Source organism: Rhabdothermincola salaria, from assembly GCF_021246445.1.
Taxonomy (GTDB): domain Bacteria; phylum Actinomycetota; class Acidimicrobiia; order Acidimicrobiales; family Acidimicrobilacustridaceae; genus Rhabdothermincola_A; species Rhabdothermincola_A salaria.
On sequence record NZ_JAJQXW010000004.1, the window covers coordinates 243,740 to 260,731 of the forward strand.

General features: G+C 72.7%; 15 protein-coding genes, 2 tRNA genes and 1 other RNA gene. 8 read left to right on the forward strand and 10 right to left on the reverse strand.

Annotated features, from left to right (window positions below; all coding sequences use genetic code 11):
- The first annotated feature begins 233 nt into the window (after positions 1–233).
- Entirely contained in the window at positions 234–881 is a 648-nt protein-coding gene (locus LUW87_RS19460; protein ID WP_430300543.1) for a hypothetical protein, read from the forward strand.
- 72 nt (positions 882–953) lie between these two features.
- On the opposite strand, the gene LUW87_RS16380 is transcribed toward LUW87_RS19460, so the two are convergent.
- From LUW87_RS16380 to LUW87_RS16390, 3 genes are read right to left on the reverse strand one after another with little or no spacing between them, the layout of a single operon-like run.
- The gene (locus tag LUW87_RS16380) at positions 954–1,790 is read right to left on the reverse strand and encodes an SDR family oxidoreductase (RefSeq protein ID WP_232672280.1); all 837 of its coding nucleotides are present in this window, start codon (positions 1,788–1,790) and stop codon (positions 954–956) included.
- 33 nt (positions 1,791–1,823) lie between these two features.
- Positions 1,824–3,002 carry an acyl-CoA dehydrogenase family protein gene (locus LUW87_RS16385; protein WP_232672281.1) on the reverse strand — a complete coding sequence of 393 codons (1,179 nt, stop codon included), beginning with the start codon at positions 3,000–3,002 and terminating at the stop codon, positions 1,824–1,826.
- Between the two features lie 57 nt (positions 3,003–3,059).
- Positions 3,060–3,614, reverse strand: a complete 555-nt coding sequence (locus LUW87_RS16390; RefSeq protein ID WP_232672282.1) for a nuclear transport factor 2 family protein — start codon at positions 3,612–3,614, stop codon at positions 3,060–3,062.
- A 202-nt stretch (positions 3,615–3,816) separates the two neighbouring features.
- On the opposite strand from LUW87_RS16390, the gene LUW87_RS16395 reads away from it, so the two are divergent.
- A complete protein-coding gene (locus LUW87_RS16395) occupies positions 3,817–4,782 on the forward strand; it encodes an LLM class flavin-dependent oxidoreductase (RefSeq protein ID WP_232672283.1) in 966 nt (321 codons plus the stop codon).
- 4 nt (positions 4,783–4,786) lie between these two features.
- On the forward strand, positions 4,787–6,592 hold the full coding sequence (locus tag LUW87_RS16400; RefSeq protein ID WP_232672284.1) for a glycoside hydrolase family 36 protein: 1,806 nt from the start codon (positions 4,787–4,789) through the stop codon (positions 6,590–6,592).
- Positions 6,593–6,599: 7 nt separating this feature from the next.
- Here LUW87_RS16400 and LUW87_RS16405 read toward each other — a convergent pair whose 3' ends face one another.
- From LUW87_RS16405 to LUW87_RS16425, 5 genes are all read right to left on the reverse strand, one after another.
- Positions 6,600–8,474, reverse strand: coding sequence for an ABC transporter ATP-binding protein (locus tag LUW87_RS16405; RefSeq protein WP_232672285.1), 1,875 nt, complete (start codon positions 8,472–8,474; stop codon positions 6,600–6,602).
- Between the two features lie 70 nt (positions 8,475–8,544).
- Positions 8,545–8,634: transfer RNA gene (locus tag LUW87_RS16410), tRNA-Ser, on the reverse strand.
- A 131-nt stretch (positions 8,635–8,765) separates the two neighbouring features.
- Positions 8,766–9,218: a tRNA adenosine(34) deaminase TadA gene (gene tadA, locus LUW87_RS16415; RefSeq protein ID WP_232672286.1), complete on the reverse strand. Its 453-nt coding sequence runs from the start codon at positions 9,216–9,218 to the stop codon at positions 8,766–8,768.
- A gap of 17 nt (positions 9,219–9,235) precedes the next feature.
- Entirely contained in the window at positions 9,236–9,706 is a 471-nt protein-coding gene (locus tag LUW87_RS16420; protein WP_232672287.1) for a ferritin-like domain-containing protein, read from the reverse strand.
- 68 nt (positions 9,707–9,774) lie between these two features.
- Positions 9,775–9,859 (reverse strand) — tRNA-Ser (locus LUW87_RS16425).
- Between the two features lie 81 nt (positions 9,860–9,940).
- Between LUW87_RS16425 and ffs the strand changes: the two genes are divergently transcribed.
- From ffs to recR, 4 genes are all read left to right on the forward strand, one after another.
- Positions 9,941–10,039, forward strand: an RNA gene (gene ffs / locus LUW87_RS16430) — signal recognition particle sRNA small type.
- A 122-nt stretch (positions 10,040–10,161) separates the two neighbouring features.
- On the forward strand, positions 10,162–12,198 hold the full coding sequence (dnaX, locus tag LUW87_RS16435; RefSeq protein ID WP_232672288.1) for a DNA polymerase III subunit gamma/tau: 2,037 nt from the start codon (positions 10,162–10,164) through the stop codon (positions 12,196–12,198).
- 32 nt (positions 12,199–12,230) lie between these two features.
- Complete coding sequence (locus LUW87_RS16440; protein ID WP_232672289.1) at positions 12,231–12,692, forward strand: YbaB/EbfC family nucleoid-associated protein; 462 nt, start codon at positions 12,231–12,233, stop codon at positions 12,690–12,692.
- Positions 12,689–13,291: a recombination mediator RecR gene (recR, locus tag LUW87_RS16445; protein WP_232672290.1), complete on the forward strand. Its 603-nt coding sequence runs from the start codon at positions 12,689–12,691 to the stop codon at positions 13,289–13,291. The genes LUW87_RS16440 and recR overlap by 4 nt, the downstream gene beginning before the upstream one ends.
- A gap of 108 nt (positions 13,292–13,399) precedes the next feature.
- Here the strand turns inward: recR and LUW87_RS16450 are convergent, their stop codons facing one another.
- Together LUW87_RS16450 and LUW87_RS16455 are read right to left on the reverse strand one after the other, a co-directional pair.
- Positions 13,400–14,584: an acetyl-CoA C-acetyltransferase gene (locus tag LUW87_RS16450; RefSeq protein WP_232672291.1), complete on the reverse strand. Its 1,185-nt coding sequence runs from the start codon at positions 14,582–14,584 to the stop codon at positions 13,400–13,402.
- 120 nt (positions 14,585–14,704) lie between these two features.
- Positions 14,705–15,454, reverse strand: coding sequence for a hypothetical protein (locus tag LUW87_RS16455; protein ID WP_232672292.1), 750 nt, complete (start codon positions 15,452–15,454; stop codon positions 14,705–14,707).
- Positions 15,455–15,569: 115 nt separating this feature from the next.
- On the opposite strand from LUW87_RS16455, the gene ccrA reads away from it, so the two are divergent.
- Positions 15,570–16,910, forward strand: coding sequence for a crotonyl-CoA carboxylase/reductase (ccrA, locus tag LUW87_RS16460; protein ID WP_232672293.1), 1,341 nt, complete (start codon positions 15,570–15,572; stop codon positions 16,908–16,910).
- Positions 16,911–16,992: the final 82 nt, after the last annotated feature.

The window sequence follows — 16,992 nt, forward strand, 5'->3', positions numbered from 1 at the left end:
TGCCCGGCAGGACACCGATCGAACGGGCGCCGAGAGTGCTCGCCTGGATGGTGGGGGCCACTCTCGCGCTGGCTTCGTGCGGAGGGGGCGAGTCGGGCGGACCCGCGACGGCCGACGCTCCTCCCCCCACGTCCGAGACCGATGCCTCGACGACGCCCCCGCCCTCGACGCCAGCCGTCGCGGCGGCGATCGAGTTCACCTGGACGACGTCCTACGTCGGCGATGGGTACGGGGTGAGGGTCGAGGTCAGCGGCACCGTGGGCGAAGGGTGGGCGTCGTACACGATGAACGGCGTCCCGTTGCTCGGCTCCGACGGCGGGGACTACGCCGACCTGATCCCGATGATGGTCGGTGCGGGGATCAACGGTTTCGTCGACCCGCCATCCGGTTCGGACACGATCGACTCCGCAGGTGTCACCGAGGTCGTTGTCGACGGCGACCTCCGCTGGTACCGCCTCCCTTGGCTGCTCGACGAAGCACCGTCCGCACTCGACGACGCCGAATGGGTGCAGGTCGACGCGTCCTCGGACACACCCCCCATCGACCTGGTCACCTACGTCGTCGCCGAACGGTTCGACACCGCCCTCGCTGAGCTCCGTCGGGCGGCCGGCGCCGGTGCGACGTACACGCCTCCTCCGGGGGACGATGAGATCGCCGCCCTCTTCGGACCCTGGGTCGGCGCCGACGGCGCGATCGAACCGACGGGCAACGCCGAAGAGGGTGAGGCCCGCTGGGGCGTCACCTACACCTACGAGCCAGACGGAGTGGACGGGTTCGCCCGAGGCGAGGTGTCGTGGCACACGACAACGGACAGCCGACCTCCAGCGCTCGCTCCCGACACGTCGATCACCGCCGGACGAGTGTCGACGGCGATGCGCTGAGCCGCTCGGCGAACGCGCCGTACCGCCGGAGCGTCGCCGGCGTGCGCTGTGGGCCGGCAATCGGACGAGGGCTCAGAAAAGGAACTCCTCGCCCGAGGCGCGCACGGTGACGTCGCTGATGGAGATGCCCCAGGGCTGGTCGATGACCCAGACCACCTGGCGGGCGAGCTCCTCGGGGCTGATCGCCCAGTAACGGATGTCGTCGGGGTCGGTCATCTCGGCGGGCAGAGCGCCCTCCATCATCTGGCCGATGTGGCCCCAGTAGCTGTCGGCGTTCTGGCCAAGCAGCCCGACCACCGCGGCGCCGTTGACGATGGAACCGCCGAGACCGGTGCCGGGCACGCCGGTGGGCTTGACCGTGGTGACCTTGATCCGCCCCTGGGACTCGGCCCGCAGCGCCTCGCCGAGCACGTTGACCGCGGCCTTGGTGGCGGCGTACACGGCGGCGCCGACGGTGGGGGTGTTGCCGTAGATCGACGAGATGTTGACGACGTGGCCGTGGCCCTGCTCGAGCATCTGGTCGTGCACGGCGATGATGCCGTGCAGCACGCCCTTGAGGTTCACGTCGATGCACCGGTCCCAGGCCCCGGCGGCCTGGGCGTGGTCGGCGTAGAAGGCGAGCGGCATGATGCCGGCGTTGTTGACCATCACGTCGATGTGGCCATAGGAGTCGACCGCCTCACGGGCGAGCGCCTTCATCTGGCCGAGGTCGGTGACGTCGGCGGCGACCGCCCGGGCCTCGCCCCCCTGGGCGCGGATGGCCTCCACCGTGGCCGTGACGGCGGCGACATCGACGTCGGCGGCGACCACGCGCCCGCCGCGGGCCGAGACCATCTCGGCCACCAGGCGACCGAAGCCGCTGCCGGCCCCGGTGACGACGACGACCTTGTCCACCACGTGATCAGCCATGCGCCGACGCTACTGCGCAGGCCCCCGGCGCGGTCAGGAGCGGGGCACGTCGCTCCAGGGGCGGTCCTTGTCGACGCGGACGTCGCCGGGGAGGCCGAGGATGCGCTCGCCGAGGATGTTGCGCATGACCTCGGAGGTCCCGCCCTCGATGGTGTTGGCCCGGCTGCGCAGGAACCGCGCCTGCGTGGTTCGGAACGCTCCCCCGCGACCCACGTCGTAGCTGCTGTAGAGCATCCCTTCGGCGCCCATGAGACCGAGGGCGAAGGCGTAGATCTCCTGGTTGAGCTCGGCCGACATCATCTTGCCGATCGAGCCCTCCGGCCCCGGCGTACCCACCCGTCGGGCGGCCGCCGCCCGCATGTTGGTGAGGCGCAACGCCTCGGCCCGGATCCAGAGGTCGACGAGCTGGTCACGCTCGACCGGACCCCCGCCGTACTTGTGCCACATGGCCACCGCCTCGGCGATGGTGCCGCTGCCCCGCGGCGGGGTGCCACCGCCGAGGGAGACCCGCTCGTTCATCAGCGTGGTGAGCGACACCCGCCAGCCCTCACCCACCTCGCCGAGGCGATGCGAGTCGGGGATCCGCACGTCGGTGAAGTACACCTCGTTGAACTCGGCGTCGCCGGTCATCTGGCGCAACGGGCGGACGTCGACGCCGGGGGCGTGCATGTCGACGACGAAGTAGGTCATGCCCTTGTGCTTGACCGCGTCGGGGTCGGTGCGGGCCAGCAGCATGCCGTAGCGGGAGACGTGCGCCAGGGTGGTCCACACCTTCTGGCCGTTCACGACCCACTCGTCGCCGTCGCGCACCGCTCGGGTCGACAGGGAGGCCACGTCGGAGCCGGCGCCGGGCTCGCTGAAGAGCTGGCACCAGATCTCCTCGCCGGTGAACAGCGGGCGCAGGTAGCGGTCGCTCAGCTCGTCGGCGCCGTGGCTCAGCACCGTGGGGGCACCCATGCCGTGCCCGATGGGGTTGCGGGCCCAGGCGTTGGGCCCGCCGGCGGCGGCGATGGCCTCGTCGATCTGCTTCTGGTGCTGGGGCGCGAGCCCGAGGCCGCCCTTGCCCACCGGGAAGTTGACCCAGGCCAGGCCGAGGTCGAACTGGGCTCCGAGGAACGCCACCGGATCGCCCTTGGGATCGTTCTCGCCGAGCAGGCGGTCGATCAGGTCCTGCACCTGGGCGGCGTCGTTGGTCACATCGGTCGCAGTCACGGGCCCGAGGGTAGGCCCACCCGGAGGCCCGGTGCCCACCGGAGCGGGCCGGTGCGTTCAGTCGCCGGATCCGGCCCAGAAGCGACCCCAGGAGGGCCAGCTCTCCGGCACCGTGCCCCTCCCCCACGACCGCTCGGGCCAGTTGGCCGGCGACTGGTCGAGCGGGTTCTCGTCGCGGGGGACCCCGTAGAAGAGCTCGTGGATGCGCCGCACGAAGAACCAACGGCCGTCACGGCGCTCGTACGTGTCGCGGTAGAGGATGGCCTGACGGATCATGCGGTGGTCCTCGACCACGTCGGCCAGGCAGTACACGCTGCCGGTGGCGTGGTCGGCGTCGACGAGGTCGACGACCTGGCTGGTGACATGGAGCATCGACGGACCGATGGCGCCCAGCGACGCCCGGAACGACTCGGCCAGCGCCTCGCGACCCGTGCGCCGGCGACCCACCTGCACGTCGTCGACGAAGAGGGCGACCAGTCCCTCGATGTCCCGCGCGTCGATGGCCACCGCGTAGCGGGAGGCCAGGGCCCGGATCTGGTCGTGGGCCCACAGCGCGCGCACCAGGGCCTCGGGGTCGTCGCCGGAGGGTGGGGAGGAGGACAGGTCGGCCATGGGCCAACGCTAGAGCGGAGCCCAGGGTGGGACCCTCCACGACAGCCCAGGGTGGGACCCTCCACGACAGCCCAGGGTGGGACCCTCCACGACAGCCCAGGGTGGGACCCTCCACGACAGCCCAGGGTGGGACCCTCCACGACAGGACAGCCCAGCGTGGGACGCCGGCCGACCGGGGACCGGATCACTAGCCTCGCCCCCGATGACGACCACCCCACCGTTCGCGCCCGGCTCGATCTCGCTGCGGCTCTACCCCCACAACGAGCTCGACGCCCCGGCGATCGTCGAGCACCTGTGCGCCATGGCGGCGCGGGCCATCGACGTCGGCTTCGACGGCGTCATGACCAGCGAGCACCACGGCGGCTTCGCCGGCTACCTCCCCAACCCGCTCCAGGTCACCGGCTTCCAGTTGGCCGCCATGGACGACGGGTGGGCCGCCCCGTGCCCGCTGCTCATGCCGCTGCGCCCGGTCGGCCTGCTGGCCGAGGAGGTGGCCTGGCTCGACGCCCGCTTCCCCGGCCGGGTGGGGCTGGGGGTGGGGCCCGGGTCGCTCGAGTTGGACTTCACCGTCGTGGACATGGAGCTGTCCGAGGCCGTGCCCCGGTTCAAGGCCGACCTCCCCCGCCTGGCGGCGATGCTGCGAGGCGCCGACCTGGGTGTGCTGGAGGGCGACCGAGCGCTCGCCGGCCTCGCCGCCGACGGCCGCCGCATCCCGATGCTCACCACCGCCATGAGCCCCGCCGCCGCCCGACGGGCGGCGTCGGTCGGCGCCGGCGTCCTCTACGACGGAGCCAGCGTGCTGAGCCGCCTGCGCCGCCTCTCCGACGAGCACCGCGCCGCCGGCGGCACCGCCCCTCGGGTGCTGCTGCGTCGGGTGTGGATCGGCGAGCCTCCCGAGGAGGCGTTCGCCGCCCAGTTCGAGGTGTACCAGGGCTACACGCCCGCCGAACGCCAGAGCCACTGGGAGGGATCGGGCTGGATGACCGGCGACGACCCCGCGGCCATCGCTCAGGAGCTGGCCACCGCCGTCCACGAGTCCGGCAGCGACGCCCTGAACCTGCGCATCCACGCCCCCGGCATCGCCGCCGAACGGGCCCACGAGCAGATCGAGGTGCTCGGCGCCGAGCTGCTCCCCCGACTCCGACCCCTGCTCGCCGCCGGAGGCTGACCCGGTGCGCCTGGTCGTCGACCGCATCGAGGTGCCCGGCGCCGGGCGGGTGCGCCTCAGCGGTCCGGGCGGGCCCGGCGGCGGGCTCGAGGGTCTGGCCACGTCGCTCTCCGGCCCGGCACCGTGGCCGGCGGAGCTGTTGCCGTCCGGGGCCGAGGGCGAGCGCTGGAGCTGGCGCATCGTCGAGGACGCCGGCGCACCCCGGGCCGTGCGGCGCGCCGCCCTCGTGTTCCGTCTCGTCGACGTCGTCGGCCCCGTGCGGATGTTCCGCCACGGCTACCAGTCGTGGAGCCCGTGCGGCACCGCCGTCTTCGGCCGTGACCGCGACCCGTCGCTGGCCGCCGGTTCGCTCGAGCTGGTCCGGGGGGTGCACCAGGCCGACCAGAGCGTCGTCGACGACCCCCAGGAGCTGCGCTCCGAGTGGGTGACGGTGCTGGCCGACAGCCGTGGAGAGGCGGTGCTCGTCGGAGCCGACGGCGGCACCGAGCACGACACCACCTTCCGGCTCCGGTCCGGCGAGGCCGACCCCGAGCTGTGGTGCGAGGCCTTCCTCGGCGACCTGGTGCTCGGCCCCGACGAGGTCCGCTCGTTCCACGACCTGGTGGTCGCCGCCGGCCTCCCGGCCGAGGACCTGCTGGCGGCCTGGGCCCGCCTCGCCGGCCGCGTCGGCGGGGCCCGCACGGACGCGCCCTTCCAAGTCGGGTGGTGCAGCTGGTACCAGTACTTCCACGACGTCACCGAAGGCGACATCGTGGCCAACCTCGACCGGGCAGGCGACTGGCCCTTCGACGTCGTGCAGGTCGACGACGGCCACCAGCGCGCCATCGGCGACTGGCTGGTCACCAACGACCGCTTCCCCAGCGGCCTCGAGGCCATGGCCGCCCGCATCCGGGATGCGGGGCACCGCCCCGGCATCTGGCTGGCGCCGTTCCTCGCCGCCCCCGACTCAGAGGTGGCCACGACCCATCCCGACTGGCTGGCCCGGTTCCCCGACGGCTCCCCGCTCATCACCATGTTCAACCCGCCGTGGGGCGGCGGCCTCGACGGGTTCATGTACGGCCTCGACACCAGCCATCCGGAGGTGCTGGCCCACCTCGAGGCGGTGGCCGCCACGCTCGTGCACGCGGGCTTCACCTACCTGAAGCTGGACTTCACGTTCAGCCCTTCCTTCGACGGCGTCTGGCACGACCGCTCCCTGACCCCCGCCCAGCGGGTGCGCGCCGGGTTCGACGCCGTCCGCGCCGGCGCCGACCGGGCGGCCCGGATCGCCGCCCCCGACGAGGGGGCCTTCCTCCTGGGCTGCGGAGCGCCGCTGGCCCACGTGGTGGGGGTCGTCGACGGCAACCGCATCGGTGCCGACGTCGCCCCCTCCTGGCCGGTCGAACCCGCCACCGAGCCGCTGGCCGGCTACGTCGAGAGCCAACCCTCCACGGCCAACGCCTGGCGCAACACCGCGGCTCGCAGCTCCATGCACCGCCGACTCTGGCTCAACGACCCCGACTGCGTGATGTTGCGCACCGACCACACCGCCCTCGGTGAGACGGCGGCCACCACCTGGGCCCACGCCGTCGGCGTGTCGGGAGGCATGGCGTTGGTGTCCGACGACCTGGCGTTGCTCGGCCCCGACGCCCGGCGGCTGTTCGACGAGGTCATCGCCCTGGGTCGCATCGCCGACGACGCCGCCCGGGCGGGGTCGCCACCCCGACCACCGGGCCTGATGGCCGCCGAGGCACCCGAACGGTTGTCGTCGGCCGCCGGTTCTCTCGTGGTGGAGGTCCCGACCGGCCGCTCCCGCCTCGACCGAGGCTGACCGGAGTTCAGACGATGAGGTCGCCGACGTCGCCGCGGACCAGCGTGCGGTACAGCTCGGCGTAGAGGCCCTCGGCGGCGAGCAGCTCCTCATGGCGCCCGGACTCCACCAGGCGCCCACGGTCGATCACCAGGATCTTGTCGGCGCTGCGGATGGTGGACAGGCGATGGGCGATCACGAGGGCGGTGCGACCCTCGAGCGCGGTGGCCAGCGCCTGTTGCACGAGCGACTCGTTCTCGCTGTCGAGGTGGCTGGTGGCCTCGTCGAGCACCACCACCGCTGGGTCCTTCACCAGCATCCGGGCGATGGCGAGGCGTTGCTTCTCGCCGCCGGACAGCCGGTAGCCCCGCTCGCCGACGACGGTGTCGTAGCCCTCGGGCAGGGCGGTGATGACCTCGTGGATCTGGGCCGCCCGGCAGGCGCCGATCAGCTCGGCGTCGGTGGCGTCGGGACGCGCGTAGCGCAGGTTGGAGGCCACCGTGTCGTGGAAGAGGTGCGGGTCCTGGCTGACCACCCCGACCGCGTCGCGCAGCGAGTCGAGGGTGAGGTCGCGAACGTCGTGGCCGTCGATGCGCACGGCACCGCCGGTCACGTCGTACAGGCGGGGCACCAGCGAGCTGAGCGTCGTCTTGCCCGCGCCCGAGGGGCCCACCAGGGCGACCAGCTGGCCCGGTTCGACGCTGACGGTGACGTCGTGGAGCACCTCGACACCGACCTGGTCGTCGAGGTCCGTGCCCGGGGCCTCGAGCGACGCCAACGACACCTGGCTGGCGGCCGGGTACCGGAACGAGACGTGGTCGAACTCGATGCCTCCCTTGGGGGCCTCGAGGGCCACCGCCCCGTCGCGATCGGTGATGGGGTTGGGCAGGTCGAGCACCTCGAAGACCCGGTCGAACGACACGAGGGCGGTCATCACGTCGACCCGGGCGTTGGAGAGCCCCGTGAGCGGGGCGTAGATGCGAGCGACCAACGCGGCGAGGGCGACCATGGTGCCCAGCGTGATGGTGCCGCTGATGACCAGTTGGCCGCCGAACCAGTAGACGAGGGCCGTGCCGATGGCCCCCACGAGCGTGAGCGCGATGAAGAACGTGCGCCCGTACATGGCGCTGCGGATGCCGATGTCGCGCACCCTCCCGGCGCGCGACGAGAACTCCGTCGACTCGCGCGAGCGATGCCCGAAGAGCTTGACCAGCAGGGCACCCGACACGTTGAAGCGCTCGGTCATGGTGGTGTTCATCGAGGCGTTGAGGTCGAACCCCTCCCGGGTCATGGCCGAGAGGCGCCGGCCGACCCGTTTGGCCGGGATGATGAAGATCGGGAGGACGACGAGGGTCATCAGCGTGAGGCGCCATTCGAGGGCCAACATGGCCGCCAGCGTGGTGACGAGCACGATGACGTTGGACACCACCGACCCGAGCGTGGTGGTGACGGCGCGCTGGGCACCGATGACATCGTTGTTGAGTCGACTCATCAGCGCACCGGTCTGGGTGCGGGTGAAGAAGGCGATCGGCATGGCCGACACGTGGTCGAAGAGCTTCACCCGCAGGTCGTAGATGACCCCCTCGCCGATGCGGGCCGAGTACCAACGTTCGACGAACGACAAGGCGGCCGCGGTGAGGGCGGCTCCGACGATGAGGGCCGCCAGCAGGTGCAGGGCGCTGCGGTCGCCCTCGGGGATGGCCTGGTCGATGATGCGCCGCAGCAGCAACGGCGGCACCAGCTCGAGCAGGGCCTGCACGACGATGACGCCGATGAACCCGACGATGGCGCCCGTGTAGGGCCGGGCGAACGAGAGGACCCGGCGCATGGTGCGGCGGCCGAGCTTGACGCCCTTGACCCGGTCGGGGTCCGAGCCCATCAGCATGTGGGGGGACTGGTGCATGAGACCCGCCAGGCTACGGCGGGCTGACCCGGACCACGCCACCGGGCGGGCGCGTGGTCGAGGCGTTGAGTGGCGGAGAGTGTGGGATTCGAACCCACGGTGACCCGAAGGCCACAACGGCTTTCGAGGCCGCCCCATTCGTCCGCTCTGGCAACTCTCCGCCGTCGACACTAGCGGCGCCCGTCGGGACCGGTCGAAACCGGTTCGCTCCGCATCCGACCCGTCCACCCAGGCGGCGGGGGCACCCGGACCAGCGGTCGCAGGACGGCGGGGCGGGATCGACGTGAAGGCTCAGCGGCGCTCGGCGAAGAACGCCGTGAGCAACGCCGCGCACTCGGCGGCGCGCACGTCGATGGTGGTGGCGAACTCGTGGTTCAGCCGGGGATCGCTGCCGAGGTGGTAGAGCGAGCCGCAGGCCCCCGCCTTCAGGTCACGAGCACCGAACACCAGCCGGCCGATGCGAGCGTTGACCAGGGCCCCGGCGCACATGGCGCACGGTTCGAGGGTCACCACGAGGGTGGCGTCGGAGAGCCGCCACCGGCCCAGGGCCTCGGCGGCGTCGCGAAGCGCCAGGACCTCGGCGTGGGCGGTGGGATCGCCGAGGAGCTCCCGCTCGTTGTGGCGCGCCGCGACCACCGCACCGTCGACCACCACCAGCGCACCCACCGGCACGTCACCGTGGGCGAGGGAGCGCTGCGCCTCGGCGAGGGCCAGGCCCATCAGGTCGTCGTCGGTGGGGGGCACGGCGGACGACGGAGCCCTCAGGGCGTCCGGGACTCGAGGATGGCCATGACCTCACGCAGCCGATCGGCATGCTTGGTCTCCTCGCGCCCGTTGAGGCGCAGCAGCCGGGCCACCTCCGGGTCGTCCTCGTGGTCGGCCCACCCCTGGTAGCCGGCGTCGCCGTCGATCTCGCCGGCCACGATGAGCGGCAGCATGGCCGGATCGATGGGATCGGGGAGGTCGATCTGGAGGGGCTCGGACAGCTCCGGCGGGGCCTCGTAGCCCTCGCCCACCTTCAGCTCGAGGGCCCGCAGGACCCGGCGGGCGTGGCCCGCTTCCTCCCGGCCGTTGCGCCGCAGGAGCACCGCGGCCTCCTCGTCGCCGATGCGGTCGGCGAGCACGTCGTAGAACGCCACCCCGCTGTTCTCGAGGCGCACCAGGAGCTCCATGTCGGCCACGTCGAGACGTTCGACGGCGGCCAGCTGGAGCGAGGCGGAGAGGAAGTCCATGGCGCCATCATGGTCCACATCGCCCGGCGCCGGACGCGAAGAACCCGCCTCGTCGAGGCGGGTTCCGGCGGAGGGAGTGGGATTCGAACCCACGGTGAGTTTCCCCACACACGCTTTCCAAGCGTGCCGATTCGGCCGCTCTCGCACCCCTCCAGGTGCCACCCGCCCGGGGAGCCGGGCGGACGATCGCAGCGATGAGGGTATCGTGTCGCAAGGCCCGCTCTCGCGTGTGGCGGTCGGGTCCTGTGCAATCGAAGCCTGTGAACCGAGTCAGGGCCGGAAGGCAGCAGCTCTCAGCGGGACCTTCGATGTGCCGCAGGTCGCCTGACCGTCACACGGGGGAGCGGGCCCGGCCGCGCCCGGGCCTCTCCCCGCCAGACCCCGGGCCGATCCGCCGCCGGTGAGCCCGGGATCCGGAGGGCGCCGTCACCGACGATCGGTAGGCTCGGATCCCGATGTCGTACCAGTCGCTCTACCGTCGCTACCGTCCCCGCCGCTTCGCCGAGGTGCGCGGCCAGCAGCACCTGGTCTCGGCCCTGCGCAACGCCGTGCGCGAAGACCGTGTGGGCCACGCCTACCTGCTCAGCGGCCCCCGGGGCACGGGCAAGACCTCCACCGCTCGCATCCTGGCCAAGGTCCTCAACTGCGAGAACCCGGTCGACGGCGAGCCGTGCTGCGAGTGCCCGTCGTGCGTGGCCATCGAGGCCGGCACCAGCTTCGACGTCCACGAGCTCGACGCCGCCTCCAACAACGGCGTGGAAGCCGTGCGAGAGCTCATCGCCAAGGCGTCGCTGGGCACCCCGGGGCGCACCAAGGTGTACATCCTCGACGAGGTCCACATGCTCTCGAGCGCGGCGTCGAACGCCTTGCTCAAGACCCTCGAGGAGCCGCCCGAGCACGTGGTGTTCGTGCTGGCCACCACCGATCCGCAGAAGGTGCTGCCCACCATCCGCAGCCGCACCCAGCACTTCGAGGTGCACCTGCTGCCGGCCACCGACCTCGAGTCGCTGGTCGACGACGTCGTCGCCGACGCCGGCCTCGACGTCGACGAGGTGGGCAAGGCCTACGTGCTGCGCGCCGGTGGCGGGTCGGCCCGCGACACCCTCTCGGCGCTCGACCGCGTCGTGGCCGCCGGCGGGGTGCCCGACGAGGCCGACGCCCTCGACGAGCTGGTCGAGGCGCTCTGCGACCGCGACACCGCACGGGCGCTCGTCGCCGTCGACGCCGCGCTGGCCCGCGGCCGCAGCCCCCGGGTCCTCGGTGAGTCGCTCATCGCCCGCCTGCGCGACGTGTTCCTCGCCGCGGTGCGGGCCGACCTGTCCCGCCTCACCGAGGCCGACCAACAACGCTGCCACGACCACGCCGAACGCCTCGGAGCCGCCGGTGCCACCCGGGCGCTCGAGGTCCTCGGCGACGCCTTCGTCGGTATCCAGGACGCCCTCGACCCGCGCATCCCGCTCGAGGTCGCCCTCGTCCGTCTCACCCGGGCCGACGCCGACACCTCCCCCGCGGCGCTCGCCGAACGGCTCACCCGTCTCGAACGGGCCCTCGCCGAGGGCGGCACGGTCGCCGCGCCGGCCGCCCCTCGCAGACCGGCGCCGTCAGCAGCCCCCGCCTCGGACGCCACACCCGCTCCGGATCCGGCGCCCGCCAGCGCCGCCGCGCCCGCAGCCCCGTCCACCTCGGCGTCTCCCGCCGAGGCCGAGCCCGAGAACGAGGACGACGGGCCGACCGCCCCCACCGGCCCCGGGCCGCGGTCCGGTGCGGGAGGACGACCGGGCGACGTGGCCCGCGAGCAGCTGGCCCGGGCCCGCGGCGCCGAGGGGGCACCTGCTCGCCCGCCCGCACCGGCCGACCCGGTCGCCACCGAGCGACCCCCCTCCCCTCCGCCCCGGCGCCCCGGACCCCCGTCCCGCCGTGCCCCCGGGGCTCCCGCGCCGTCCCCCCGGCCCGACCGCACGCCGGCTCCGACGCCGCCGTCCGCTGCACCCGGTCCGCCGTCGGCCGACCCGCCCGCCGACGCGCCTACCGCGGCCACCACCACGCCCCCGTCGGGCCAGGCCCTGCCCGACCGCGACATGCTCACCATCGCGTGGGGCGACACCGTGCTGAGTTCGCTCCCCCAGAAGGCCAAGGTGCGCTTCGCGGGCGGCCGGTGGGTCACGGTCGAGGACGGCGTCGCCGTGTTCGGGCTGCCCAACGCGGTGCACGCCCAGCGCTGCGAGGAGTGCCGCCCGGACGTCGAGACCGCCTTGGCGGCCCACTTCGGCACCGCGGTCCCGGTCCGTCTCGTCGTCGACGAGCACGCCGAAGCCCCCCCGACACCCGGGGCGCCGTCGCGCAGCACCCCCGACCACACCGAGGCCGACGACGACATCGACGTGAGCCAACTGGCCGATGCCGACGACGTGGCCGACACCGGCCTCGACCGAGTCACCTCGGTGTTCCCCGGCGCCGAGCTCGTCGACGACGGCACCGACCAGCTCCTCTGAGCCCCCCACCCACCCAGACCAGGAGCCCCGACGTGAACGACTCCCTCGACCTCAACGCCATCCTCGGCCAGGCCATGGAGATGCAACAGCAGCTCCTCGAGGCCCAGGCCGCCGCCGCCGACGCGGAGGTGACCGGCCACGCCGGCGGCGGTGCCGTCACCGTGACCGTCACGGGAGGCCTCGAGTTCCGCTCGGTCTCGATCCGCCCCGATGCCGTCGACCCCGACGACGTGGAGATGCTGGAGGACCTCGTGCTGGCGGCGCTGCAGGACGCCATGGGCCAGGTCGGCGAGATGCAGCAGAGCTCCCTCGGCGGCCTCGACATGGGCGCCCTCGGCGGCCTCGGCGGCCTGGGTGGCACGGCCGGAGCGGGCGGGCCCGCCGACCTCGACATGGGCGCCCTGCTCGGCGGCGTGATCGAGACCGACGCCACCGACGCCGACGGGGACGACGACGACCACACGACCGGTGGCGAGGGCTCGACCGGCTCGTGAGCGTCTACGCCGGACCCGTCCAGGACCTCATCGACGAACTGGGCCGCCTGCCGGGGGTCGGACCCAAGTCCGCCCAGCGCATCGCCTTCCACCTGCTCAAGGTGTCGCCCGACGACGCCGCCCGCCTGGCCCGGGCCATCACCGTGGCCAAGGAACGGGTCACGTTCTGCACCCGGTGCTTCAACATCGCCGAAGGCGCCGAGTGCGGCATCTGCAACGACCCCCGACGGGAGGCCGGCCTGGTGTGCGTGGTCGAGGAGTCCCGCGACATCGTGGCCGTCGAGAAGACCGGCGAGTACAAGGGCCGCTACCACGTGCTGCAGGGCGCCATCAGCCCCATCGAGGGCATCGGCCCGGACCAGCTGCGCGTCAAGGAGCTGCTGGCTCGCCTCGAGCCCGAGGGGATCACCGAGGTGATCCTGTGCACCAACCCGAACATCGAAGGCGAGGCCACCGCCATGTACCTGGGTCGGCTCCTCAAGCCCCTCGGCCTCGCCGTCACCCGCATCGCCAGCGGCCTTCCGGTCGGCGGCGATCTCGAGTACGCCGACGAGCTCACCCTCGGCCGCGCCCTCGAGGGCCGACGCGCCGTCGAGTAGCCCTCCCACCACGACGACCGGGCGGCGCGTGCGACGAAGGCCCGACTCGATGGCCCGGACCCTCGCCGCGCGGTGACACCGTCGGGCCGACCGCCCTGGGCGGCTGGGTCAGGCGACCGTCTCGACGAGCAGGGCGTCGCCCTGGCCGCCGCCGCCGCAGAGGGCCGCCGCGCCCTTGCCGCCACCACGCCGCTGGAGCTCCATGAGCAGGTGCAGCAGCACCCGGTTGCCCGACATCCCGATGGGGTGGCCGAGGGCGATGGCCCCGCCGTTGATGTTGGTGACCTCGTTGGTGATGCCGAGGGTGTCCATGGAGGCGATGCCGACGGCGGCGAAGGCCTCGTTGAGCTCGAACAGGTCGAGATCGCCCACGTTCATGCCGGCCCGGGCCAGGGCCTTGTTGATGGCGTTGGCGGGCTGGTTGAGCAACGACGCATCAGGACCGGCGACCTGCCCGAAGCCGAGGATGCGACCGAGCGGCGTCACGCCGAGGCGTTCGGCGACGGCTTCGGAGCACACGACCATGGCCGAACCCCCGTCGGAGATCTGCGAGGCGTTGCCGGCCGTGATGTTGCCGGCCTTGTCGAAGGCGGGTCGCAGGGCACCCAGGCTCTCGGCGGTGGTGCCGGGTCGCACCCCTTCGTCCTCGCGGAACACCACCGGGTCGCCCTTGCGCTGGGGGATCTCGACCGGCGTGATCTCGTCGTCGAACAGGCCGTCCTTCTGGGCCTTGGCCGCCCGCTCGTGGCTGAGGGCGGCGAGCTCGTCCTGGGCCTCGCGGGAGATCCCGGCGCTGGCCGCGTACTTCTCGGTGCCCGCCCCCATGGCGCACTGGTCGATGGCGCAGAACAGCCCGTCGTACATCATCGAGTCGACGACGGAGGCATCGCCCAGGCGGTAGCCCTGACGGGCGCCCGGCAGCAGGTAGGGGGCGTTGGTCATCGACTCCATGCCGCCGGCCACCACGATCTCGGCTTCGCCCGTCTGGATCATCATGTCGGCCACGTGCACGGCGTTGAGACCAGAGAGGCAGACCTTGTTGATGGTGGTGGCGGGAACCTCGAGGGGGACCCCACCGGCGATGGCCGCCTGGCGGGCGGTGAGCTGGCCGGCGCCGGCGAGCAGCACCTGGCCCATGAGCACGGCGTCGACCTGGTCGCCGGAGATGCCGGCCCGCTCGAGTGCGGCCTTGATGGCGATGCCACCGAGGTCGGTGCCCTGGAAGCCGGCGAGGGCGCCGGAGAGCTTGCCGATGGGCGTACGTGCGCCCGTGAGGATGACGGATCCAGCCATGGGTTCCCTCCCGAGGGTGACAGGGTCGTCAGTGTAGGGACGCGGGGCCGGGGTCAGCCAGCGCAACGCCCCCCGGCGAGACGGTCGACGGCGGCTCGGGACCCCGACGACACGCCGGGATCAACCCAGATCGCGTCGGTTGGCGCGCAGGGCCTCGCGCTGGCCGGCCGGGTCGCCGGGCCACGACGGCGCGTCGGCGGCCGCCCGGGCCGCCCGGCCGACGGCGGCTCGCACCATGCGACCGACGGGGTCGCCGCCGCCTGCCCTCGGATCGGCCATCGGCGGCTCGGAGATGGAGGGCGCCCCGGCATCAGCCGATCGACCACTGCCCCCCAGAGGCACCACGCGCCCGTCGCCGTGGTTGCCCCCTTGGGGGGAGAGGTCGACCGGATCGACGGCCGCATCGAGGTCGGCGGGACCGGCGGCCGCATCGAGGTCGGCGGTGAGGTCGACGAGGGCGTTGGGCGACGAGGCGAGCTGTTCGATGGTGGTCTCGAGCTCGCGTCGGGCGGCGACGAGGCGACCGAGTGTCCCGTCGGCCGACCGTCGCACCTGCTCGGCCTCGGCCGTGAGCTCGCGGGCCTGACGCTCGGCCTCGGCGACGAGGTCGGCGGCCCGCTCCCGTTCGTGGCGGGCCAGCGCCTCGGCCTCGGCGGCCTCCACCCGAGCGCGGGCGACGAGCGCATCGGCATCGGCCTGGGCCCGGGCTCGCGTGGCCGCGGCCTCCACCTCGGCGCGCCCGATGATGGCGTCGGCCTCGGCCCGCGCCCGCGCCAGCAGGGCGGTGGCATCGATGTCGTCGGGGGTGGGGCCCATCAGTGCCTCCTCGCGCCGCACGAGCCGAACGCTGTGCGTGACGGGCATGCTCACACTACCCAGGGTGGTCGGTTGATGTGCGGACCGGGTGGGGCCTCCCGGAGGCCCTTCGGTGACGACCGCGTCAGCTTCCTGGCACGGCGACCCGGGACGCCGCTACCTTGCCGCCATGCAGCCCATCCTCGACGCCATCTCGGCCGGTGCCTCCTCCGAGGAGTTCGCCGCCCTGGAACTGCCGGAGTCCTACCGGGCCGTGGTCGTCCGCAAGGACGAACAGACCATGTTCGAGGGCATGGACTCGGCCGACAAGGACCCCCGCCGCGCCCTACACGTCCAGGAGATCGCGCGCCCGGAGCTGGCGCCCGACGAGGCGGTCATCGCGGTGATGGCCAGCTCCATCAACTTCAACACCGTGTGGACCTCGATCTTCGAACCGCTGCCCACGTTCGGGTTCCTCACGCGCCTCGGCAAGGAGAGCTACTGGGGCAAGCGCCACGACCAGGACTTCCACAACGTGGGGTCGGACGCGTCGGGTGTGGTGCTGCGCGTCGGCTCGGCGGTGCGCAAGTGGAAGCCGGGAGACAAGGTCGTGGTGCACTGCAACCACGTCGACGACCAGGACCCGTCGAGCCACAACGACTCGATGCTCGGCGACAACCAGCGCATCTGGGGCTTCGAGACCAACTACGGCGGTCTGGCCGACCTGTCGGTGGTGAAGGCCAACCAGCTGATGCCCAAGCCGGCCCACCTCACCTGGGAGGAGGCCGCCGTCAACGCCCTGTGCAACTCCACCAGCTACCGCATGCTGGTCTCACCGCACGCCGCCGCCATGAAGCAGGGCGACGCCGTGCTCGTCTGGGGGGCCACCGGAGGTCTCGGCGGCTACGCGGTGCAGTACGTGCTCAACGGCGGGGGGACGCCCGTCGGGGTGGTCTCCTCACCCGAGAAGGCCGAGCTGCTGCGTGACCTCGGTTGCGAAGCCGTCATCGACCGCAAGGCCGCCGGCTATCGCTTCTGGGCCGACGAGCACACCCAGGACGAAGCCGAGTGGCGCCGTCTCGGCAAGGACATCCGGGGGCTGATCGGCCGCGACGTCGACATCGTCTTCGAGCACCCGGGACGTCAGACGTTCGGGGCGTCGGTGTTCGTGGCCGCCCGGGGCGGCACCATCGTCACCTGTGCCGCCACCAGCGGCTTCATGATCGAGTACGACAACCGCCACCTCTGGATGAAGCTCAAGCGCATCGTGAGCTCGCACTTCGCCAACTACGCCGAGGCCTGGGCCGCCAACGAGCTCATCCGGCAGGGCAAGGTGCAACCCATCCTGTCGGCCGTCTACCCCCTCACCGAGACGGGCGAAGCCGCCTACCAGGTGCACAAGAACCTCCACGAAGGCAAGATCGGGGTGCTGTGCCTGGCTCCCGAGGAGGGGTTGGGCATCGACGATCCCGAGTTCCGCGCCCAGGTCGGCGAAGATCGCATCACCGCCTTCCGCCGTCACGGCGCCTGACCCCACCCCCCGAGGAGCACCCCCATGAGCATCTCCACCCGCCGCCCCGGAGACGAGGACCCCGGCGTGCAGTCCACCCAGT